Here is a 21,788-nt window from a genome sequence, read left to right on the forward strand (position 1 = left end):
CCTGCCCAAGGTCGACCGCTCCGAGCCGGGCGCGCCTCGGGCCCGTAATGCCTGGCCGGAACCCGTACTGCCGCCGCGAGTCGGTCAGCCCCCGGCCGCCACCTCCCAGACGCCCCCTTCGCCGGATCAGCTGCCGCACCGCGCCCAGCGGAACTCGCCGACGGCGAGCGGCGCCCCGGAGGGCGGCACCCAGCCAGGAGACTCCGGGCGGTTCGCCCCGGATGCTGACCGGCCGCCGAACCGGCCGGTCGCGCAGTACGACGCCCCACCGCCATGGCCCGGGTCCACGCGGCCGACGTCCCCCGCCGGGACGGGAAACTCCTTCGCTCCCGCCGGCGGACCACCGGCGCGCCCCACAGGCGGGGGCGACAACCCGAACCGGGCCTCGCAACCTCCGCGCCCCCCCGAGGCCGCCGTCCGCCCCCCCACCCCCGGCGGCCACCCGAACCACCCGGTCGGCGGCGCTCCGACCGCTCCCGGCGGCCACCCGAACCACCCGCCCGCCGGCGCTCCCGGTGGCTACCCAGACCACCCGCCGGTCGGCGGCGGATCCGCGCATCGTGCTGCCACCTCCGGCAGGTCCCCGCACGCCCCGTCGGGCACCGGTGACCCCATGGGCACCCGGCCCGCGAGCCCGCGCGATCCCGATCCGAGCAGAGCTACCACCGCGACCGGGCCGGGCACCCCGGCACCCGGTTCCGGGCGTCCGCCGACCAGCACCGGCGACAGTCCGACCGCCTTCATCCCCACGGTCACCCCGCGCGGCGAACGCCCCTCGGGCGCGCCGATCGCCCCCGGCCCGGCGGCTGCCGACCCCGGAGCCACCGCACTCATCCCGGCCGTCTCCGGCGCCCCGGCGCGGCATCCGGCGCTCGACTCCACCGCACTGATGGGCGCGGTGCCCAAGCCGCCGGAGACCGAGGAGCCGGCCGAGGCCGGGCCTGCGGAACCGCCACGTCCCCGGCGGGGCGAGCGAGTCGTCCAGCTACGGCCGGAGCAGACGGGCAAGGGTTACCGGAGCGTCTACTCGGAGCTGACCCGGCCGTCGTTCGGTTCACGGGTTCGCGGCGGCCTGCGGGTCACCGGCGAGGTCCTGATGACCTTCGGCCTGGTGGTCCTGCTCTTCGCCGGCTACGAGGTCTGGGGCAAGTCGGCGATCGTGGACGCCCACCAGAACGACCTCAGCCATCAGCTCGCGCAGGCGTGGGGGCCGACCGGAGATCCGACGGTCTCCGCTGCCGCCACGCCTTCCGCCAAGCCGTCCCCGCCCGTGCACGGCGAGCCGCTCGCCGGTCTCTACATCCCGAAGCTCGACAAGAACTGGGTCGTCGTCGAGGGCGTGACCCAGGCCGACATCAGGTACGCCCCGGGCCACTATCCGGACAGCGCCCTGCCTGGCGAGGTCGGCAACTTCTCGGTCGCCGGTCACCGCAACCGGGCCACGTTCTGGCGTCTGGACGAGCTGCGCGACGGTGACGCGATAGTGGTCGAGAGCAAGACCGACTGGTACGTCTACAAGGTCGCGCAGACCCGGATCGTCAAGCCCACCCAGGTCGAGGTCGTGGCACCGGTGCCGGGCAAGCCCGACGAGAAGCCGACCCGGCGCATGCTCACCCTCACCACGTGCAACCCCAAGTTCGACAACTACCAGCGGTTGATCATCCACGCCGAGTTGGACCGGACCCAGCCGAAGACGGCGGGTAAGCCGACAGAGCTGGGAGGCTGACGGGCGATGTACGCGTGGATCTGGCGCAAGCTCCCGTTCGGCGTGGTCGGCAAACTCACCGGGTCCGTACTGCTGGCCGCCGCGACGGTGGCGCTGTTGTGGTACGTGGTCTTTCCGTGGGCCGAACCGTTGCTCCCCTTCGACGACGTGCAGGTCACCCAGGATTCCGAGGTTCCCGGTGGCCCGGCCGGTGACGTGATACCCGGCGACGCTCCGCCCGGCGACGAGCATGACCTGCCGTACGACACCGGGCAGAACAACACCCCACCCACCACTTCGAGCCGGTGAGACGATGCGCGTCCTTGTGATCGACAACTACGACTCGTTCGTGTTCAACCTGGTGCAGTACATCGGCCAACTCGGGGTGGAGTGCGAGGTGCGCCGCAACGACGAGATCGACGTCGCCGAGGTAGGGAAGGTGGGCGCGGCCGGCATCCTGCTCTCGCCCGGGCCGGGCAGCCCGGACCGCGCCGGCATCTGCCTGGAGGTCATCCGGCGGTACGCGGGCGAGTTGCCCATCTTCGGCGTCTGTCTCGGTCACCAGGCGATCGGGGAGGCCTTCGGTGCGACGGTCGCCCGGGCGCCCGAGCTGCTGCACGGCAAGACGTCTGAGGTACGGCACCACTCGGTCGGCGTACTCGCCAACCTGCCGGACCCGTTCACCGCCACCCGCTACCACTCGCTCGCGGTACTACCCGAGACCCTGCCGGACGAGCTCGAGGTCACCGGGTGGACCGGCTCCGGCGTGGTGATGGCGATGCGTCACCGCAGCCTTCCGATCGAGGGCGTGCAGTTCCACCCGGAGTCCGTCCTCACCGAGGGCGGTCACCTGATGCTCGCCAACTGGCTGGCCGGCTGCGGTCACCCCGAGGCGCTGGAGCGGGCACCGGCGCTGGCCGCCGAGGTCGACGCCCGCCGCTTGGCCGCCTTCAACGCCGTCTGACCCACAGCTCGACCCGCCACGCGGGAACTACCCGTCGTCGACCGAGGCCGGTCGACAGACCCCGAGGCTCACCGGCCGGGTTATCAGCCCGGCCGGTCGTACGGTCAGTCGTTGCGGAGGAACGTGCCCGGCGGCGGAAGCATCGGGAAACCACTGCCGCCACCGTTGCCCGTTCCCGGCGTGGTCGGGGTCGCCGTCGGCGTGGGCGAACCCGAGTCAGTCGGCGGCGCGTCCGGCACCGGGATGGTCACAACGATGGTCACCTCCCGGCCGCGCGGCAGGTTCTTGTTTGGGCCCGGGTCCTGCTCCTCCACGCGACCGGCCTGGTCCGCGGGCACCTCGCTCCCCTCGCGGACCCGCACGCGGTAACCGGCGTCCTCGAGTTCCTCCCGTGCATCGTCCTCGGTGGCGCCGATCACCCGGGGCACCTGGCCCACGTTGCCCTTGGAGACGGTGAGGGTGATCTTGGTGCCCTCGGCCGCCTCCTTGCCGGGCTTGGGATCCATTTCGAGGACGGTGTTCTTCTCGCGCGGGCTGTCCTTCTCTTTCGAGTCGACCACGAAGCCCAGGCCCTCGAGCTGCCGCTTGGCGCTCTCGAAACTGGAATCGACCACGTCCGGGATCGTCTGCATGGCCGGTCCCCCGCAGACCTGAATGGTCACCGTGCGGGTGGGCTCGAGCTGGGTGTCCGGCGCCGGACTCTGCGAGACCACCTTGCCCTTCTCGCAGGTGGAGTTGTTCACCTGCTCGCCCGCCTGCGGGGCGAATCCGGCGTTCTGGATCTCCTGGAACGCCTGCGCCTGGGTCAGGCCCGTCAGCGTCGGCACCCTGCGCAGGTCTTCCCCCTTGCCGTTCATGAGCAGGGCGGCGACCAGCGCGATCACCGCGAGCACACCCACCGCCGAGAAGAGCGCGATCAGCCAGGACGACGCCCGGCGGCGGCGTGGGTCGCCGACCCGGGCCGGGATCTGCCGCGTCGGCGGGGCCGCACCGCCACCGGCCGGGTAGCCCCCTGCGGCCGCGGCCGGGGCCATCGGCATGGTCTCCTGCTCGCGCATCACCGGGGTGGCCAGCACCGGCCGCCCGGCGGCGGCCCGCAGCAGATCGGCCCGCATCTCGGCAGCGCTCTGGTAACGGTTCAGCGGGTTCTTCGACAGCGCCTTCAGCACGATCGCGTCAACCGCCGGGTTGACGTCCGGGTTGATGTCGCTCGGCGTGGGCGGCGCCTCCCGGACATGCTGGTAGGCGACGCTCACCGGGCTGTCCCCGACGAACGGCGGGTGTCCGCAGAGCAGCTCGAAGAGCACGCAACCGGCCGCGTAGACGTCCGAGCGGGCGTCGACCGCCTCACCCCGGGCCTGCTCCGGAGAGAGGTACTGCGCCGTGCCGATCACCGCGCTGGTCTGGGTCATGGTGGTCGCACCGCTGGCCAGGGCCCGAGCGATGCCGAAGTCCATGACCTTGACCTGGCCGGTCTGGGTGAGCATCACGTTGCCGGGCTTGATGTCCCGGTGGATGATGCCGTGCCGGTGGCTGAACTCCAGCGCCGCGCACACGTCGGCACAGATCTCCAGCGCCCGCCGTGGCTGGAGCCGCCCCTCGACGGCCAGCACCTCTTTGAGGGTTCGACCGTTGACGAACTCCATGACGATGAACGGCAGCGTCTCACCGGTGGGGGCGGTCTCCTCGCCGGTGTCGTAGACGGCCACGATCGCCGGATGGTTGAGTGACGCCGCGTTCTGCGCCTCCCGGCGGAACCGCATCTGGAAAGTGGCGTCCCGGGCGAGATCCGTCCGGAGCATCTTGATCGCGACGTCCCGACCGAGCCGGAGGTCGCGACCGCGGTGCACCTCGGCCATACCACCGTAGCCGAGCAGCTCGCCGACCTGGTACCTGCCACCGAGCAGGCGGGCCTGGGCTGTCATCGCGTCTGTCGTCCTTCGCTCGTCGTCGTCTCGCCGCTCGCCAGTCGGAGTCGATCGAACTGACGGTACGACGCCCGGGTCAGATCTTCGCGTCCGTCGAACCGTAGCGCGCCGGAGGCCACTGTCTGCGGTGTGATCGGTGCCGATTGGCCCCTCTTACGCAAGTTGTAGGAAATCACGCCGGAGCAGACCAGGACCAGTACGGCCACCAGGACGGCCACGAGCACCATTCCCGGCCGGGAGCGTCCCGGGACGGGCGGGGGCGACGTCGGACCGGCCTGCCCCACGTAGGCCGGGGGCGGCGTCGGCCGGGCCGGAGCCTGCGGCACCGAGGCGGCGCCGCGCGGGTAGCTGGCCGCGGCCATCGGCGGCCGGGGCTGTCCCAGGGCCGAAGCGACCGCGGTGGGACGCGACGGCTGGGCCGGCGCGGCTACACCGGGACGCGGAGCGGCGCCGGGCGGCGGCACCGGCGACGCGAGGGCCGGCGGCCGGTGTGGCGCTGCCATGGGGCGCGACTGCTGCGGGGGCGGCACCTGGGCACGCCCGGGCGGGGCGGCCGGTGAGGCCGGGACGCCCGAGATCGGCCGGGACTGGGCGCCGGCCCGGGCCTGCTGGGACAACGCCGCCTTCAGTTGGCGGGCCACCCCGGCCAGCGCCGCGGCGGTCGGCCAGCGGGCCCCGGGGTCCTTGGCCATTGCCCGCTCGACCACCGACCGCACCTGCGGAGGGATGTCGGCGGGAAGTGGCCGGGGCGGCTCCTGGACGTGCTTCATGGCGATCTCGAGGGGGTTGTCCCCTTCGAACGGGCGGCGGCCGGCGAGGCACTGGTACGCGACCACGCCGAGCGCGTAGACGTCGGAGGCGGGCGAAGCGACCTGACCCATGGCCTGCTCGGGCGAGATGTACGAGGCCGTGCCGAGCACCGAGCCGGCCGCGGTGAGCTGCCCCACCAGGTCGGAGCGGGCGATGCCGAAGTCGGTCAGCACCAGCGTGCCGTTCGGCCGGACGAGGAGGTTGCCCGGCTTCACGTCGCGGTGCACGATGCCCTTCTCGTGGGCGGCGTGCAACGCGTCGGCAGCCTGGGCGACCAGGGCCATCGTTCGGGCCGGGGTGAGTCGCCCGACCCGGCTCAGCGTCGCCGAGAGTGGATCACCCTCGACGTACTCCATCACCAGGAAGGCGATCTGCTGGTCGTTGCCGAAGTCGTAGACGTCCACCACGCCGGGGTGGTTGATGGTGGCCATGGTCCGGGCCTCGCCGCGGAACCGTTCGGCGAAGCCCGGCTCGTCGAGCAGTGCGGGGAGCAGGCTCTTGACGGCAACTGTCCGGCCCAGCACCTGGTCGGTACAGCGCCAGACGTCACCCATGCCACCGCTGGCGATCCGCTCGTCGAGGCGGTAGCGGTTGCCGAGCTGGACCCCGGGGCTGAGCATGTCAGCGACTCCCGGGGTCTGAGATGACGGCCTGCATGATCTTGCCGGCGATCCGCGCGGCCTCGCCGCTACCGCCCGGCCCGGCCTGCTCCAGCTCGACACAGACGGCGGAGATCGGGGTGCCGTTCTTGTCCAGCACGAAGCCGATGAACCAGCCGTGGTCGGGCCGGTTCGGCGCGGACTGGGCGGTGCCGGTCTTGCCGCCGACCGTGTAGCCGTTGATCTGCGCCTTGCGGCCGGTGCCGTGCTCAACGACGCTGACCATCATGTCCCGCAGGTCGTTCGCAACCTGGCCGCTGATCGGCTGCCGCAGCTCCCGCGGTTCGGCGGTGTAGTAGCTGGTGGTCCGGTCCGGGCCGAGCATCTGCCGCACCAGGTACGGACGCATCTGCTTGCCGTCGTTGTTGGCGACGGCGGCGGCGATCAGCGCACCCTGCAGGGGGGTCATCCGCACGTTGTTCTGGCCGATGGAGGACTGGGCCAACGCGGCCGGGTCGGTGCTGCCATCCGGGTTCTGCATGTCCCCGGTCCGGCTGGCCGCCACCGGGAGCCCGCTCTCACCGAGCTGGCCGACGGTCAGGTCCTCCTGCTCGAAGCCGAACTGCCGAGCCTTCTCCTTGATCGCATCGGCACCGAGCCGCACCCCGAGCTGAGCGAAACCCGTGTTGCACGACTCGGTCACCGCTTCGATCAGAGTGACCTGCGGATCTGGGCAGATGCCCGGCTCCGCGTTGCGGATGGGGGTGCCCGACGTCGGCGCGGTGTAGCTGGAGCCGGCCGGGATCTTCGTCTCCTTGCCGACGCCGTTCTCCAGCGCCGCCGCGGCAACCACGATCTTGAAGGTGGAGCCGGGGGGCAGGACCTCCCCGAGCGCCCGGTTCTTCAGCGGGCCGTTCGGGTCCTGTTCCAGCTCGTTGTACGCGGCGGCGGCCTTCTTGCTGTCGTGGCTGGCCAGCGGGTTCGGGTCGAAGCTGGGCATGGAGACCAGTGCCTGCACCGCCCCGGTACGGGGGTCGATGGCGATCGCGGCCCCCCGCTTCACGCCCAGCGTGTTGTTCCGCAGCTGGTTGTACGCCGCGTCCTGGGCCTTCTTCGAGAGGGTGAGCAGGACGTTGCCGCCACCGGTCTGGTCACCGGTGAAGAGGTCCTTGATCCGGTCGCCGATCAGCTGGTCGCTGGTGCCGGCCAGGAACTCGTCCTCCACCCGCTCGATGCCGGTCTCGGCCAGGTTGACGGGCTTGTAGCCGAGCACGTGGGCGTACTCCGCCCCGGCCGGATAGGTGCGCAGGAACTTCAGCTTGCCGCCGGTGTCCTTGCTGGTGGCCAGCGCCGTGCCGCTGGCTTCGATGTTGCCGCGCTTGCGCTCGTACTCGGCGACCTGGACCCGGCCGTTGTAGTCGCTGTTGCGGTATTCGTCCGCCTTGTAGGACTGAATCCAGTTCAGGTTCGCGAAGAGCAGCCCGAAAAGAATCATGACGACGACACCGGCGCGGCGCAGGGGTGCGTTCACGGCCTGATCACCTCCGTGGGAGCACCGTGCAGTTGCTCCGGCCGGCCGCCCGAAGGTCGTGCGGGCGCGCCCCCACCGGTCACCGGCCGACGGGCCCCGTCGGAGATCCGCAGCAGCACCGCGATGAGCAGCCAGTTCGCCATCAACGAGGAGCCACCGGCGGAGAGGAACGGGGTGGTCTGGCCGGTCAGCGGGATGAGTTTGCTGATCCCGCCGACGATCACGAAGACCTGGAGCCCGAGGGTGAACGCCAGGCCGCCCGCGACCAGCTTGCCGAACGAGTCGCGCACCGCCAGCGCGGCACGCAACCCCCGCTCGACGATCAGCAGGTAGATGACGAGCAGCGCGGAGAGGCCGAAGAGCCCGATCTCCTCACCCAGCCCGGCGAAGATGAAGTCGTTCTGCACCTCGGGCAGCAGGCCCGGCTGGCCACCGCCAGGTCCGGCGCCGAACAGTCCACCGGTGCCGAGCGCGAGCAGCCCCTGCACCAACTGGTAGCCGTCGTTGTGCGGGTCGGCGAACGGATCCAGCCAGATCTGGGCCCGCAGGTAGAAGTTGGCGAACGGCCCGCCGACGAGGTCACCGAGGACGTACGCGAGGTAGGCGCCGCCGAAGAAGAGCACCAGACCGATGAGCAGCCAACTGACGCGCTCGGTGGCGATGTACAACGTCACCACGAACATGCCGAAGTACAGCAGCGAGGTGCCGAGGTCCTTCTCGAAGACCAGGACCAGGAGGCTGATCAGCCAGACCACGACCACCGGGCCGAGGTCGCGTCCCCGCGGGAAGTCGATGCCGAGGAAGCGGCGGCTCGCCAGCGACAGCACCTCGCGCTTGCGTACCAGGTAGTAGGCGAAGAAGACCAGCAGCGCCAGCTTGGCGAACTCGCCGGGCTGGATGGAGAAGGTATCGCCGAACTTGATCCACAGCTTGGCGCCGTTGATCTCGGAGAACCGGCGGGGCAGCACCGCTGGGATCATCACCAGCACGATGCCGGCCAGCCCCAGCGTGTACGCGTAGCGGGAGACCGACCGGTGGTCGCGCATCAGGACGAGCAGCCCGGCCGCGAGTATCACCGAGACGAGCGTCCAGGCGAGCTGACGGCCGCCGGTGCCCGCGAAGACGGCCAGGCCCTCGCGTGCGTCGGGCGCGGCCTCACCCAGGTCGAGCCGGCGCAGGAAGCCCACGCCCAGGCCGTTGAGCAGGGCAACCGCCGGCAGCAGGGCCGGGTCGGCGAACGGGGCGAGGAACCGGATGACCAGGTGGAGACCGAGGAAAACGGCGCCGAGTGCGGCAGCCGGAATCCAGAAGTCCGGGGTGACCGTGTCGAGCATGGTCGCCTCGACGGTCGCCCCGTACGCCGCCACGAGCACCATGGCCAGCAGCAGCAGGGAGAGTTCGGCGTTGCGCCGAGACCGGGCCAGGCGTACGCCGGGCTGCTCGCCCGTTGTGGCGGGCGAGGCTGCCGGTGTGGCCGCTGCGGTCACGGAAGGGTCCTCGGGGTCGGGCCGACGCTCACTCAGGCGACCGGCAGGCGGCCGGGTCGAGCGCCGGCGGAACCGAGTCGGAGGGTGGGGCGTCGGGCGTGCTGGTCGGCTCGGTGCCGGCCACGCTGCCGCTGGGGCTGGGGTCGGGGCTGTTCGAGACGGTCCGGGTGCGGCTGCTGGCCGTCGGCATGCCGACGGCGGCGCTGCCGCTCGGCGTCGGTGTGGTCGCCACGTCGGTCGGCACCGGAGTCGACGAGGTCGCCGTGTTCGGCGAGGTCGCCGTGTTCGGCGAGGTCGCCGTGTTCGGCGAGGCGGTCGGCGTGGGCGAGTTCGGCGGGCAGATCGGCTTCAGGTTCGGGTTGGTCGGGCTGTCGCTGGTCAGCTCGGCCAGCCGGCGCTCGGCGTCCGGCTCGCTCTTGGCGGGAATGCCCTGCTTGACCTGCTCCTGCGCGGCCAGGGTCAGATCGTCGAGTTGGGCGGGGCTGGTCGAGTGCACGGTGGAGAGATCCAGGCCCGCGATCTGGCCCTGGACCCCGCGGAACACCGCGACCTGGCCCTCGTCGGTCGCACCGACGTAGTACTGCTGCTGGGTGTAGCTCCAGCCGCCGAAGAGACCACCACCGAGGATCACCAGCAGCGCGAGCCCCGTCGCGGCGGCGCGTACCGGCCGGTGCCGGCGCCGCTCCGGCTCCTCTTCGTCGGGCGGCTCCTCGGGAGCCGGCGTGCGCGGCGCGGAGAGCGCCGAGGCCCGAGCGGCCGGAGTGGAGGTGTCCGCGGAGGTCGCCATGCCCCGGTCCCGGGAGGCGGCGCCACCCACGATCGGTGTCGCCTCGACGATGTCCTGGTCGGTGGCGTCGGCGATGATCACCGTGATGTTGTCCGGGCCGCCGCCGCGGAGCGCGAGCTGGACGAGCCGCTCGACGCACTGCTGCGGGTCGGTGTACTCCCGCATGGTCTCCGCGATGGTGTCCGCGCTGACCACACCGGAGAGCCCGTCGCTGCAGATCAGGTAGCGGTCACCGGGAAGCACCTGGCGGACCGAGTACTCCGGGTCGATGTCCCGGCCGTCGAGCGCGCGGGTGAGCAGGGACCGCTGTGGGTGGCTGCTCGCCTCCTCGGCGCTGATGCGACCTTCGTCGACGAGCATCTGGACGTAGGTGTCGTCCTTGGTGATCTGCGCGAACTCGCCGTTGCGCAACATGTACGCACGAGAGTCGCCGATGTGCACCATGCCGAGCTTGCTGCCGGAGAAGAGAGTCGCGGTCAGCGTGGTACCCATCCCCTCCAGTTGAGGGTTGGCGTCCACGGTGTCGCGGAGCTGTTGGTTGGCGGTGCCGACGGCAGATCGCAGCGCGTCCACGAGGGCGTCTCCAGGGACGTCCTCGTCGAGGGGCGCCATGGCACCGATGACGATGTTGCTGGCGACGTCACCGGCGGCCATGCCGCCCATGCCGTCGGCGACGGCGAGTAGCCGCGGCCCGGCGTAGACGGAATCTTGATTACCGTCTCGGATCAGACCGCGGTCGCTGTGGGCCGCGTAGCGCAGGGTCAGAGTCATGGCCGTAATTCGAGGGAAGTGCGGCCGATCCGGATCGGCACGCCGAGGGGGACGGGGGTCGGTCCGGTGACCTTAGCGCGATCCAGATAGGTGCCGTTAGTCGAACCGAGGTCCTCGACGAACCACTGCCCGTCACGCGGCACGAGTCGGGCGTGTCGCGCCGAGGCATAGTCGTCGGTGATCACGAGGGTGGAGTCCTCCGCACGACCAATGGTGATCTGCGCCTCACCGAGCGTGATTCGAGTGCCGGCCAGTTGACCGGCGGTCACCACCAGCTGGTGGGCTGCCCTTCCTCGCTTCACCTTGGCCGGCTTCGCCGCCTGCCCGGCCACGGCGCCCAGCGTCCGGGGCGCGGCGACCAGCCGGCCCGAGCGGGCACCCGCGAAGAGATCTCGGCGGATGACGCCGACCACCGTGAACACGAAGATCCACAGCAGGATCAGGAACCCGAACCGGGCGACGGTGATGACGAGCTCCGGCAACGCGGATCAGCCGTCCACGCGGAAGGTCAGTGTGGTGGTGCCGAGCTGGACCATGTCCCCCGGGTTGAGGGCGACGGCCGAGACCCGCTGACCGTTGACCATCGTGCCGTTGGTCGAGCCGAGGTCGGTCAGCACCACCTGACCGCCGTCGAAGTCCAGGCGGGCGTGCCGCCGGGAGATACCGACGTCCGGCAGCCGCAGGTTGGCCTGGTCGCCACGGCCGATGACCGTCGAGCCCATCTGCAGCGGGTAGGTGCGCCCGTCACCGGAGACCAGACGTACGTTGTGCCCACCGCCGTGCCCCGGCGGGGGACCGTAGCCGCCGCCCTGGTCGTAGGCGGGATAGGCGGGCGGGCCGGCGTCGTAGCCGGGGCCCGGGGCCGGGGCTACATCGCCACCGGTGTAGACCTCGGCGGTGACCCGGAACATACCGGTGTCCAGCCCCTCGCCGCGCTCGATCTCGACGATCACGTCGCCGTACACGGTCCAGGCCTGCTCGCCGATGAACTCCGCCTGCGACTGGGCCAGCTCCTGAGCCAGCGCAGCCGCGTACGGCGCCAGCCGACTGTGGTCGTACGGCGAGAGATCGATCACGTAGCGGTTGGGCACCAACGTGCGCCCACCGGCCAGGATCGCCTTGTGCGCCTCGGCCTCCCGCTGCATGGCGTTGAGGATCTCCACGGGGTGGACCACCCCTTTGAAGACCTTGGCGAAGGCCCCTTCGACCAGGCCTTCCAGACGCTTCTCGAAGCGTTGCAGCACGCTCACCGGCTCCTCCTCGGGTCCCGAGGACATGATGGTATCCGGCCGGCGCGCGCGCAGCTCACACGCCGTTCGGCCGCCTTGTCCTGGCCCGTTCGGACGGGCCACTTCTACCGTGCTACTCTTTCGTCCGCCACGAACGGTAACCGGTCGTGGCGATGACCGGGACAGCGTAATATGTGCCGGGCCCCGCCGCTGGCGGCGAGGTCGGGCCGGGTTACAGTGATCTGGTCGTGCCACGGGGAAGTGGCGGAATGGCAGACGCGCACGGTTCAGGTCCGTGTGCCCGAAAGGGCGTGGGGGTTCAACTCCCCCCTTCCCCACCACCACACGAGGGCTCCGCGGGTCGCGGGGCCCTCGCGACGTATCGGGGCATGTCGAGCGTCACGCTATGCTCCGATGGTCTCTGCCTCCGATGGACCAGGAGTGGCGTGTGAGTGTCGCGTTGGTGACCGGGTCGGGCGGTCTGATCGGCTCCGAGGCGGTCCGGCACTTCGCCGGTCTCGGTCTCGACGTGGTCGGTATCGACAACGACATGCGGCAGCAGTTCTTCGGCTCGGAGGCGTCGACCGCGTGGAACGTGGAGCGGTTGACCCGGGAGATGGGTTCGGCGTACACCCACAACACCATCGACATCCGCGACCGGGACGCGCTGGCGAAGCTCTTCCAGCGGTACGGCTCAGACATCGCAGTGGTGATCCACACCGCCGCCCAGCCCTCGCACGACTGGGCGGTCCGCGACCCCTTCACCGACTTCGACGTCAACGCCGGCGGCACGCTGAACGTCCTGCAGAACGTGCGCGAGCACTGCATCGAGGCGCCGGTCATCCACTGCTCGACCAACAAGGTCTACGGTGACCGGCCCAACAGTCTTCCCTTCGTGGAGCTCGCGACCCGCTGGGAGATCGAGCCCGGGCACCCGTACGAGCAGGGCATCCGGGAGGACATGTCCATCGACTCCAGCCTGCACTCGATCTTCGGCGCCTCGAAGGTCGCCGCGGACGTGATGGTGCAGGAGTACGGCCGCTACTTCGGCATGCGTACGGCGTGCTTCCGCGGCGGCACGTTGACCGGCCCGGCCCACTCGGCCACCGAGTTGCACGGTTTCCTGGGCTACGTGATGCGGGCCAACATGGAGCGCCGGACGTACCGGATCTACGGCTACCAGGGCAAGCAGGTGCGCGACGCCATCCACAGCTCGGACGTGGTCGCCGCGTTCGAGGCGTTCTTTCGCAACCCCCGCTCGGCCGCCGTCTACAACCTGGGCGGCGGGCGGCACTCCAACACCTCCATGCAGGAGGCGTTCGCCGAGGCCGGGCGAATCACGGGCAAGGAGATGGTCGCGGAGTACGTCGAGGCCAACCGGGTCGGCGACCACAAGTGGTGGATCGGCTCGAACGAGGCGTTCCAGGCCGACTATCCCGAGTGGAAGCAGGTCTACGACGTACCCATGATCATGCGAGAGATCTACGAGGCCAACGTGGACAAGTGGGTGCCTTCGGCATGACCGTGCAGCGGAAGCGCAACGTGCTCGGCGTCCTGGTCGACGCCACGGACTACGCCGAGGCGACCGAGCAGGTTGTAGCGGCCGCTCAGGAGCGCCGGCCGCTGGCGCTGACCGCGCTGGCCGTGCACGGCGTGATGACCGGCGTGCTCGACCCGGCGCACAACGCCCGGCTCAACTCCTTCGACGTGGTCACGCCGGACGGGCAGCCGGTGCGCTGGGCACTCAACCTGCTGCACCACGCCGGCCTCACCGACCGGGTCTACGGCCCGACGCTGACCCTGCACGTGCTCTCCCGGTTCGCCGACGAGGGTCTTCCGGTCTACCTGTACGGCTCGACCGAGGAGACGCTGTCCCGGTTGATCCCGGCCCTGGAGCGGATGTTCCCGGCGCTCAAGATCGCCGGGGTGGAGCCGTCCAAGTTCCGGCCCGTGCAGCCGGGCGAGGACGTCGACATCGCCGATCGGATCCGGGCCAGCGGAGCTCGGCTCGTCCTGGTCGGGCTCGGCTGCCCTCGGCAGGAAGTCTTCACGTACGCCATGCGGCCGCTGCTCGACATGCCGCTCATGGCCGTCGGCGCGGCCTTCGACTACCACGCCGGGCTGCTGCGCAAGCCTCCGTCGTGGATGCAGCGGGCCGGACTGGAGTGGTTCTGGCGCCTGGGCCTGGAGCCGAAGCGACTCTGGCGCCGGTACGTGATCCTCAACCCCGCGTTCCTGGGTCGCCTGTTCGCCCAGAAGCTCGGGCTCTGGCAGGCGGCTCCGCCGGCGCCGACCAGCGAACGCCCCGCGAGCTTCGCGGTCTGACCGCGCTCGCCCGGAACACGCAGGAGGGCCCCTCACCGACTGGGGAGGGGCCCTTTGCGTCCGCTGCTCAGAGGGCCAGCGACCAGGAGTTGATGTAGCCGGTGTCGCCCGAGTAGACGTCCCGCACCCGCAGCTGCCAGGTGCCGTTCGCCGCCTCGCTGGACAGGTTGACGGTGTAGGTGGTGTTCACGTTGTCGGCGCCGTCGAAGAAGCTGCTGTTCTTCAGCCGGTACGCCGAGCCGCCCGGGGCGACCAGGTCGATCACGAGGTCACCGCGGTAGGTATGCACGATGTTGACCGGGACCTGCGAGCTGGCCGAGGCGTTGCGGCCGCAACCGGAGATCACGATCGAGCTGGACGCGGTGGCACCGGCGTCCGGGATGGCGACGTTGGTTCCGTTGGTCCCCGAGCAGCCGCCGCTCGTGCCCGTCACGGTCAACGTGTAGGTGGCCGTCCGGGTCGCCGAAGCGCCGGTACCGTTGATCGTGACCGGGTAGCTGCCGGCCGGCGTGCTCGCCGCTGTGGCGATGGTGAGGGTGGCGGAGCCGCCCGAGGTCACCGTCGACGGGCTGAACGAGGCGGTCGCGCCGCTCGGCAGGCCGCTGGCGGAGAGGCTGACCGACTGGGCGGAGCCGTTCGTGGTGGCCGTACCCACGGTCGCCGTCACCGAACCGCCCGGCGCGGTGGAGCCGGAGGTCGGCGACACCGAGACCGAGAAGTCGTTGGTGGGCGGCGGGGTGGACCCGTTCACCACGTAGAGCAGCCGGTTCGGGGTGCCGGTGCCCAGGTTGGTCAGCACGTTCGGGGTGGAGTTGTCGACCAGGCTGTCCCGTACCTGCTGCGGGGTCAGCCCGGGGCCGGCGGAGAGCACGAGCGCCGCGACGCCGGCGACGTGCGGCGAGGCCATCGAGGTGCCGCTGATCGTGTTCGTCGCGGTGTTGCTGGTGTACCAGGCGGAGGTGATGTTCACGCCCGGCGCCAGGATGTCGACGCAGGTGCCGTAGTTGGAGAAGCTGGCGGCGGAATCGTTGTTCTGGGTCGCGCCGACGGTGATCGCCGGGCCGACCCGGGCAGGTGAGTAGTTGCAGGCGTTCTGCCGGTTGCCGAAGATGTCACCGTTGCCGGCGGCGACCGCGTACGTGATGCCGGAGTTGATCGAGTTGGTGACCGCGGTGTCGATCGCGCTGTTGGCCGAGCCGCCGAGGCTCATGTTCGCCACCGCCGGCTTGACCGCGTTCGCGGTCACCCAGTCGATGCCGGCCACGACCTGCGCGTTGGTGCCGCTGCCCTGGCAGTTGAGCACCCGAACGCCGACGAGCTGGACGCCCTTGGCGACACCGTAGGCGGAGCCACCGACGGTGCCCGCGACGTGCGTGCCATGACCGTTGCAGTCGTCGGCGGTGCCGCCGTCGATCGCGTCGTAGCCGGAGACGGCCCGGCCGCCGAAGTCGTTGTGCGTGAACCGGATACCGGTGTCGATGATGTAGGCGCGCACGTTGGACGCCGTGTTCGGGTAGGTGTACGAGCTGTTCAGGGGCAGGTTCCGCTGGTCGATCCGGTCCAGCCCCCAGGACGGCGGATTGGGCTGGGTGCCGGCGATCGAGACGGTGTGGTTCTGCTCGACGTACGCCACCGCCGGGTCGGCCGCGATCCGTGCGGCAGCCTTCGCGTCCACCCGGGCCTCGAATCCGCGCAGCGCGGCGTCGTACGTGCGGGCGACCGACCCGCCGTGCCGCCCGACCAGGCGGTCGGCGTTGTCACCGACGGCGGCCCGGCCGACCGCGGTGTCCTTGAAGACGACGATGTAGCTGTCGGCCACGGCGGTGTCCCCACCCGCCGCTCTGATCGTTCCGGTCGGTTCGGCGGCCGGTGCGGGTGTGGCGGCGGCCAGCAGGCTCAGTGTGGCCACGCCGACGAGTACGGACCTGTGGGCAAGACCCATCTCTCTACCTCCCTCGGACCGGCGGTCGTCCGAGACGGTGCCCGCTCAGATCGACGACCGCCGATCTAGCTGAGAGTAGATCGATGGGGGCGTCCAATTGAACATGTCGAATCTTTCATAACGCGCGAGGATGACCCCTACGGGAGCGCGTCCGGGGGGAAGGGGGGAGCCACCCGGATTCGCGAGCCGTCCGGACGGGCAATCCTGGCAACATGGAGAGTCATCTCGCCGTCCTGCCACCGGTCGCCGCAGTGTGGCTGGCCGCCGGCCTCGTCGCGGACGGGCTACCCCGGCTGGCAAACGCCCGCGCGGTCCGCCGGCACAGCGGATGGCTGCTCGGTCTGGTCCTGAGCGGGCTCGCGCTGACTGCGACCGTACTGGTGGCCGGGCTCCTCGGCGCCGGGAACACCCCGGCCGACCGGGCCGCCGCCGCGCTCGACATGACCGCCGTCCCGGCGCTGATCGTCGCCGTCTGCACCGTACGCCGGGTACGTCGGCTGTGGGCCGGAGCAGGCGCTTTCGCCACGGCGCCGGGCACGCCCGCGCCGTACGGGCTGCGGGCCGCGGCCGCACATCCGCTGATCGGGCTGCCATTGCAGGTCACCGCCTTGCTGACGGTGGCCGGAATGATCGTGGCGAGCGGCGGTGACCGGTTCACCGCGCCGGGCGTCACCGGGCCGGCGATCACCGCCGGGGCACTCGGGATCCTCGCCGTCGGTGTTCGGCACGCGCTACGGCACAACCGGCTCGCCGAACGGGCCCGAGCGCCGGAGACGGCGTCAACGCGAGCGAGTCGTCCCCTGCACGTATAGCAGCTCCAGGATCGCGCGGGTCGCCTCGAACCAGCGGTCGAGCCAGCCGGGCGGCGGCACGCTGCCCTTCGGCGGCAGCTCCATCAGCAGTCCGCGCAGCAGCGGGTGGTCGACCAGCGAGTCACCGGGCTCGGTCGACCAGCCGGACGGCGGGAAGGACGGCTCGGTGAGCGGGTTCGGGTCCAGCGACGGCAGCGTGATCGGAGAGGCCGACGTCTCGGACACGGACGTCTCCCGCCCCGATAGCTCGGAGTCGGTCGAGCCCACCTCGGTCAGGACGGTGTCCCGGCGCGCGCCGCGGTACTTGCCACCGAACCGTTCCGGCTTTCCCGGCCCGTTGGTGAGGTTCTCTGACCCGATCGTCGTCATGCGTCTCGCCTGCCTCGCTCGGTTCCCGATCCCCCGTGGCCGGTCGTCGACCGGCGCCGTACCGACGGGTTCAACGAGGCGGGGCGCATGTGGCGACGGGATTTCCGGCGGATCCTCACCCACGGCGGCCCGAAACCTGGTATCGCAGCGCGCGGTCGGCGGCCCCGAAACGCCGACGGGCGGGTCCGCGTCCGGCCATCCGGATGAGGACCCGCCCCGTCAGCTCTGCCCGACGGCTCAGTCCGAACCGAACCCGCCGTTCCTGGTGCTGGCGACGAAGGCGTGCCAGTCAGCCGGAGCGAAGAGCAGGGCCGGCCCCGCCTTGTCCTTCGAGTCCCGGACGCCGACCGCCCCAGGCACGTACGCCACCTCCACGCAGTTGTCACAGTTCGGCCCGCTCTTCGAGCTCTTGAACCACGTTGCCTGCGTCAGGTCCACAGAGAACCCCTTGGTCGCCATTTCCACAACGGCTCCTCTACCAGTTTCGCGATGTGTGCGATGGACTCCTCCGGACGAATGGCCGCCGCTCGTATGTGATCGAAGATGAAGCTGTACTTCTGCAGTTCGTCGCTCTTCTCGAGGAAGAGCCCACCCGTGGCGTTCTCCGCGTACACGACATCCGGATCACCGGGCTCGGGGAAGCTCAGGATGGTGAAGGTCCCGTCCATGCCGGCGTGCGCCCCCACCTCGAAGGGCAGGATCTGCAGCGTCACGTTCGGCAGCTCGGCGACCTCGACCAGCCGTTTCAGCTGGTTCCGCATCACGTCGTCCCCGCCCACCGGACGGCTCACCACCGTCTCATCGAGCACCACCCACAGATCGACCGGATCATCCTGTGTCAGCAACGACTGTCGACCGAGGCGGACACGGACACGTTGTGCGACCTGCTCCGGGCTGAAGTCCGGCCGGGCGGCACGGATCATCGCGCCGGCGTACTCCTCCGTCTCGAGCAGACCCGGCACCACCTGCTGCTCGTACGCGCGGATCGAGCTGGCCGCCGCCTCGAGGCCGACGTACGCCCCGACCAGAACCGTGCTGTACGGGTGCCACCAGCCCTTCTGCCGGGCCTCCCGGGCGATCTGGACCAGCTCGTCGCTCTCCACCCCGACCACTCCGTAGATCCGGAGCATGTCGCGCACATCGCGCGGGGTGGCCGTCGTGTGGCCGGTCTCGATCCGGGAGATCTTGGATGCCGAGCACTCCAGTTGCTCGGCCACGACCTCGATGGTGATGCCGGCCGCCTCGCGCTGCCGGCGCAACTCGGCACCGAGCCGCCGCCGCCGGATGGTCGGGCTGCGCCGCTCGCTCACCGGCCCACCCCGCCCTGTCTGGTGGCCGGCCCGCGACGTGCGCGGCGGAGTGTCGTCCCGGATCGTCGGCTGTTCGCCCTCACCCGCCCTGTACCTCCGGTCAACGCGCCGATGGTCGCCGTCCGCCGTGGCGCGCAGCTTCGACAGCGAACGGTTCGCGGCTCGGGGTGGTGCCGGTCGTCGACCGGCCGCGGGCGGGCGAAACCGTTCCTCAGTGTGACGCCCGGAGGCCGACGGCTTCAAGCGCCGTTTTACGTGTCGCACTCACGTATCGGCAAAAGTCGACGTGCAACTTGCATGAAGCACGTCGCTGGTGCAGTCTGTCCGTATGGCACGGGTTACTCACCGTCTCGACAGCCTACCCGTTGGTGATCAACGCAGCGTGGGGGGCCTGTCGAGCGGTTCGACCCGGCCGGCGACAACCAGACCTGCTCCAGGGTGATGACCTCGCCGCTGCACGCCAGCTGGCTGTGGCGGCGGGCGCGGTACCCGGGAGCAGCCGGGTGATGGTCGGGTGGCGGCACGCCACCAGCGGGTACGGCCCGACCACCACCACCCGCACCACCCACCGGTACGCGAGGCACAACCTCGACGCACCGACCCGTGAAAAGTCCCCCCGACGAGACTCGCCGGCGAGGCCGCCGGCCAACTTCCTTCAGGAGCCCATGTGCTTCCCCGCTCTGGTGACGTACTGCACGTGACTCGCGCGGCGAGTGTCCAGTTCCTCCGGCCCATCAAGTTCCGGGTGATCCGGGTGCTCGACTGGCCGACCTACGACGGTTGGCTCTGGCTCGACGGCTACGAGTTGAACGCGGCGGGGGACGCGGTCAACCGACGGTCGATCTTCGTTCAGGGCCAGGGGCTGCAGCAGGTACCGCAGCAGCGCCCCGTGCCGCAGCAGCGACCGCACACCGCCAGGCAGCGCCGGCCGGTCTCCCGTACGCCGGTCCGGGTGGGCTGAGCACCGCGAACCCGCATTTTGTGGGCGTGTCTCGCATTAGACTCAGGGCACGCCCACCCCGGCATGTTCCACCCCGCGCATCCAGGACCCTGAACCTGGGATGGCCATGCTCAATCTGCCCGCCGCGCGGCGGCAACACCGCTCACGAATCGCCTACGCCTTCGGAGTCCTGGCGCTCTTCGGCGCCGCCACCACTCTCGCGGTCGTGGTACGCGACCCCGCTCTCTCCTCCACCACCCAGCAGCCAGAGCCGGTACCCGCTCCCGAAATCACCGTGATCGGCGAAGGGACCTCACCGGACCCGGACGACGGGCCCGGCTGGGACGGGACGCCCGGCGTCAGCGACCCGTTGGCCGACGAGAGCACCGGCGCCCCGGACGACCCGAACGCCGCGGCCGACCAGACCGGAGGGGACCCGGCGAGCGGTTCCGGCGGCGGCACGCTGGCCGGAGAGACCGCCACCGGGCGCCGTGCGCCGGATGACACCCGGCGGGTGCTCTTCTGGTCCGGCATCCTCGGACTGACCATCTCGCTGGCCGGGCTCGGGCTGGTCGGCACCCGACGACGGATGTGGTGACCGCCGGCTCGACGGTGCCGCGGCATCGCCGCTGGTCAGGCGGTAGCCGCCGGGGTGGGCTCCGACGGTGGCACGCTGCTCGGAGACGTCGTGGTGGTGGCCTCGGAGATCAGGAGGACGATCTCGTCGTCCTCGGTCACCAACGTGCCGGTCTCCGGGACCGTGCCGATCACGCGCCCGGGCGGCAACTCCGACGGGCGGAACTCCACCCGATAGCTCAGCCCGAGCCGGTCGAGCAGCGCCTCCGCGCTCACCCGCGGCAGGCCGGCCAGCGGCGGCACCGGCACTTCCACCGCCTCAGTGGCCGTCGGCGAGGCACTGCTCGGTGACGCGGTCGTCGGCTCGGCCGAGGTCGGGGTGACGCTGGTCGGCGCCACGGTGGTCAGCGAGGGGGAAACGCTCGGCTCGGGGCCGCGCCGCTCGTCCGCCGCGTTGTTCAGCACCCACAACGCGACGCCGAGCAGAGCCACCAGGAGCAAGGCGAGGATGCCCCACAGGATCGGCAGCCACCAGCGTCGCCCGCCCTGGTCCTCCGGGTACCACTCACCGGCCGGCTCGCGATAGTCGGGTGGGCGGGGCGGCGGCACCTCGGCCCGGCCGGACCAGGGTGGGACGCGCTCCGGCCGCAGCGGGACGCCCTGGCCCCCGGCCCGGCCCATCGGGGTCGTCGCGTCGGAAGGTCCACGGCGGGGCCCCGGAGCCCCGGCGCCTTCCGTCGGGCCGGGCAGCCGTTGGGTCTGGTCGCCCGGCTCGGCATCGGAGCGCGGGAGCGGACGGGTCTCGTCGCCTTCACCGTCACCGGCGGGTGGCTCCTGACGGTCGTCGCTCATCGCACGTCCTTTCCCGAGCCGGGCGGGCGTCCAGATCCTCTGTCCGCCAACCTAGCGGGCCACGCAACCATCGGCCCGGATCAACGTGCCGACCCGCCCGCAGGCGACGGCGGGCAACCTCCGCCCCTGGTCAGGCCGCCGGGGTCACAGCCCCGGGAAGAGCGTCGGCTGGCTCGGCTTCTCCGACCCACACCAGATCCGAACCTCGTCGTTCCAGCGCGCCAGGCTCCCCTCGGACGGCTCCTGGCCGGTCACGGTGCCCTGCTTCCCGCTCCCGTACTGCGGGTAGAAGCCCTCCTCGACCAGCTCATCCGCCGCCTCGTCGCAGTCGTCGCCGACCACGTCCGGCACGTCGTTCTCCGGTGGCGGTCCGGCCACGTAGAGGGTCACCGTCATGCCGCGGCGTACCTCGCGGCCGACCTCGGGGTCGGTGCGTTCGACCGTACGGCCCACGCCGTCACCGAACACCAGTCGCCAGCCCAACCGGCGGTCGCGCAGCTCGTCGCGGGCGTCGGTGAAGTCGGTGCCGATCACCGGCGGAACGGTCAACCCCGGGTGGGTCGACGCCGAAGTACGTGGCGCGGACGGCGTGGTCCGCGTGGGCGTCGGCCGCTCGGTGGGACCATCGCTCGGAGCGCCGGTCGCGCTCGGCGCCGCCACCGGCTTCTCCGGGGGTACGTCCTCGGCCGCCAACAGCCAACCGCCGGTCGCACCGATCGCGGCGAGCAGTACGGCGATCATGCCGCCGCCGAGCACCACGGCGAGCCGTCCCGGGCCACCCTCGCCTCTGTCGCCGAGGGTCCCGCTCGTGTTCCCGTCCGTCATACCGACACCGCCCCAGTCACCGGCGA

Annotated in this window: 21 protein-coding genes and 1 tRNA gene; 9 read left to right on the forward strand and 13 right to left on the reverse strand. The window is 71.1% G+C overall.

Features of this window, described 5'->3' with window-relative positions:
• Position 1: 1 nt before the first annotated feature.
• Genes ABZS42_RS24955 through ABZS42_RS24965 form a run of 3 tightly spaced genes read left to right on the forward strand, consistent with a single transcriptional unit; the run spans position 2 to position 2,669 of the window.
• Positions 2–1,726 carry a class E sortase gene (locus ABZS42_RS24955; protein WP_355149191.1) on the forward strand — a complete coding sequence of 575 codons (1,725 nt, stop codon included), beginning with the start codon at positions 2–4 and terminating at the stop codon, positions 1,724–1,726.
• Positions 1,727–1,732: 6 nt separating this feature from the next.
• Complete coding sequence (locus tag ABZS42_RS24960) at positions 1,733–2,014, forward strand: hypothetical protein (RefSeq protein ID WP_355149135.1); 282 nt, start codon at positions 1,733–1,735, stop codon at positions 2,012–2,014.
• Positions 2,015–2,018: 4 nt separating this feature from the next.
• Entirely contained in the window at positions 2,019–2,669 is a 651-nt protein-coding gene (locus ABZS42_RS24965) for an aminodeoxychorismate/anthranilate synthase component II (RefSeq protein ID WP_355149137.1), read from the forward strand.
• Positions 2,670–2,773: 104 nt separating this feature from the next.
• On the opposite strand, the gene pknB is transcribed toward ABZS42_RS24965, so the two are convergent.
• The 7 genes from pknB to ABZS42_RS25000 are packed head-to-tail and all read right to left on the reverse strand — an operon-like array spanning position 2,774 to position 11,859.
• On the reverse strand, positions 2,774–4,594 hold the full coding sequence (gene pknB, locus ABZS42_RS24970) for a Stk1 family PASTA domain-containing Ser/Thr kinase (protein ID WP_355149139.1): 1,821 nt from the start codon (positions 4,592–4,594) through the stop codon (positions 2,774–2,776).
• Positions 4,591–6,027 carry a protein kinase gene (locus ABZS42_RS24975; RefSeq protein ID WP_355149140.1) on the reverse strand — a complete coding sequence of 479 codons (1,437 nt, stop codon included), beginning with the start codon at positions 6,025–6,027 and terminating at the stop codon, positions 4,591–4,593. The genes pknB and ABZS42_RS24975 overlap by 4 nt, the downstream gene beginning before the upstream one ends.
• A 1-nt stretch (position 6,028) precedes the next feature.
• Positions 6,029–7,537 (reverse strand): penicillin-binding transpeptidase domain-containing protein, encoded by a 1,509-nt coding sequence (locus ABZS42_RS24980; RefSeq protein ID WP_355149142.1) that lies wholly within the window; start codon positions 7,535–7,537, stop codon positions 6,029–6,031.
• Positions 7,534–9,024, reverse strand: coding sequence for an FtsW/RodA/SpoVE family cell cycle protein (locus ABZS42_RS24985; protein WP_355149144.1), 1,491 nt, complete (start codon positions 9,022–9,024; stop codon positions 7,534–7,536). The genes ABZS42_RS24980 and ABZS42_RS24985 overlap by 4 nt, the downstream gene beginning before the upstream one ends.
• 28 nt (positions 9,025–9,052) lie before the next feature.
• Positions 9,053–10,582, reverse strand: a complete 1,530-nt coding sequence (locus ABZS42_RS24990) for a protein phosphatase 2C domain-containing protein (protein WP_355149146.1) — start codon at positions 10,580–10,582, stop codon at positions 9,053–9,055.
• A complete protein-coding gene (locus tag ABZS42_RS24995; protein WP_120683594.1) occupies positions 10,579–11,064 on the reverse strand; it encodes an FHA domain-containing protein in 486 nt (161 codons plus the stop codon). Before ABZS42_RS24995 ends, ABZS42_RS24990 begins: the two co-directional genes overlap by 4 nt.
• Before the next feature lie 6 nt (positions 11,065–11,070).
• The gene (locus ABZS42_RS25000; RefSeq protein WP_355149148.1) at positions 11,071–11,859 is read right to left on the reverse strand and encodes a DUF3662 and FHA domain-containing protein; all 789 of its coding nucleotides are present in this window, start codon (positions 11,857–11,859) and stop codon (positions 11,071–11,073) included.
• Between the two features lie 207 nt (positions 11,860–12,066).
• Here ABZS42_RS25000 and ABZS42_RS25005 point away from each other — a divergent pair.
• The 3 genes from ABZS42_RS25005 to ABZS42_RS25015 all read left to right on the forward strand — a co-directional run bounded on the left by ABZS42_RS25005 (position 12,067) and on the right by ABZS42_RS25015 (position 14,136).
• A tRNA-Leu gene (locus ABZS42_RS25005) sits at positions 12,067–12,152 on the forward strand.
• Positions 12,153–12,217: 65 nt separating this feature from the next.
• Positions 12,218–13,333, forward strand: a complete 1,116-nt coding sequence (locus ABZS42_RS25010; RefSeq protein ID WP_355149150.1) for an NAD-dependent epimerase/dehydratase family protein — start codon at positions 12,218–12,220, stop codon at positions 13,331–13,333.
• Positions 13,330–14,136: a WecB/TagA/CpsF family glycosyltransferase gene (locus tag ABZS42_RS25015; RefSeq protein WP_355149152.1), complete on the forward strand. Its 807-nt coding sequence runs from the start codon at positions 13,330–13,332 to the stop codon at positions 14,134–14,136. Before ABZS42_RS25010 ends, ABZS42_RS25015 begins: the two co-directional genes overlap by 4 nt.
• A 67-nt stretch (positions 14,137–14,203) precedes the next feature.
• Here the strand turns inward: ABZS42_RS25015 and ABZS42_RS25020 are convergent, their stop codons facing one another.
• Positions 14,204–16,078 carry a S8 family serine peptidase gene (locus ABZS42_RS25020; RefSeq protein WP_355149154.1) on the reverse strand — a complete coding sequence of 625 codons (1,875 nt, stop codon included), beginning with the start codon at positions 16,076–16,078 and terminating at the stop codon, positions 14,204–14,206.
• A gap of 212 nt (positions 16,079–16,290) precedes the next feature.
• On the opposite strand from ABZS42_RS25020, the gene ABZS42_RS25025 reads away from it, so the two are divergent.
• On the forward strand, positions 16,291–16,890 hold the full coding sequence (locus ABZS42_RS25025) for a hypothetical protein (protein WP_355149155.1): 600 nt from the start codon (positions 16,291–16,293) through the stop codon (positions 16,888–16,890).
• On the opposite strand, the gene ABZS42_RS25030 is transcribed toward ABZS42_RS25025, so the two are convergent.
• The 3 genes from ABZS42_RS25030 to ABZS42_RS25040 all read right to left on the reverse strand — a co-directional run bounded on the left by ABZS42_RS25030 (position 16,858) and on the right by ABZS42_RS25040 (position 18,569).
• Entirely contained in the window at positions 16,858–17,259 is a 402-nt protein-coding gene (locus tag ABZS42_RS25030; protein WP_355149157.1) for a hypothetical protein, read from the reverse strand. The genes ABZS42_RS25025 and ABZS42_RS25030 overlap by 33 nt on opposite strands.
• 237 nt (positions 17,260–17,496) lie before the next feature.
• A complete protein-coding gene (locus tag ABZS42_RS25035) occupies positions 17,497–17,718 on the reverse strand; it encodes a DUF397 domain-containing protein (RefSeq protein WP_355149159.1) in 222 nt (73 codons plus the stop codon).
• Positions 17,688–18,569 (reverse strand): helix-turn-helix transcriptional regulator, encoded by an 882-nt coding sequence (locus ABZS42_RS25040; RefSeq protein ID WP_355149161.1) that lies wholly within the window; start codon positions 18,567–18,569, stop codon positions 17,688–17,690. The genes ABZS42_RS25035 and ABZS42_RS25040 overlap by 31 nt, the downstream gene beginning before the upstream one ends.
• Positions 18,570–19,236: 667 nt before the next feature.
• Between ABZS42_RS25040 and ABZS42_RS25045 the strand changes: the two genes are divergently transcribed.
• Together ABZS42_RS25045 and ABZS42_RS25050 are read left to right on the forward strand one after the other, a co-directional pair.
• Complete coding sequence (locus ABZS42_RS25045; protein ID WP_355149163.1) at positions 19,237–19,530, forward strand: hypothetical protein; 294 nt, start codon at positions 19,237–19,239, stop codon at positions 19,528–19,530.
• 100 nt (positions 19,531–19,630) lie between these two features.
• Positions 19,631–20,107 carry a hypothetical protein gene (locus ABZS42_RS25050; protein WP_355149165.1) on the forward strand — a complete coding sequence of 159 codons (477 nt, stop codon included), beginning with the start codon at positions 19,631–19,633 and terminating at the stop codon, positions 20,105–20,107.
• Positions 20,108–20,142: 35 nt separating this feature from the next.
• Here ABZS42_RS25050 and ABZS42_RS25055 read toward each other — a convergent pair whose 3' ends face one another.
• Together ABZS42_RS25055 and ABZS42_RS25060 are read right to left on the reverse strand one after the other, a co-directional pair.
• Complete coding sequence (locus ABZS42_RS25055) at positions 20,143–20,937, reverse strand: PASTA domain-containing protein (protein WP_355149167.1); 795 nt, start codon at positions 20,935–20,937, stop codon at positions 20,143–20,145.
• 144 nt (positions 20,938–21,081) lie between these two features.
• Positions 21,082–21,762: a PASTA domain-containing protein gene (locus ABZS42_RS25060; protein WP_355149169.1), complete on the reverse strand. Its 681-nt coding sequence runs from the start codon at positions 21,760–21,762 to the stop codon at positions 21,082–21,084.
• Positions 21,763–21,788 lie beyond the last annotated feature (26 nt).

The sequence above is a fragment of the Micromonospora sp. NPDC005367 genome, assembly GCF_040606825.1.
In the GTDB taxonomy this organism is placed as follows: domain Bacteria; phylum Actinomycetota; class Actinomycetes; order Mycobacteriales; family Micromonosporaceae; genus Micromonospora.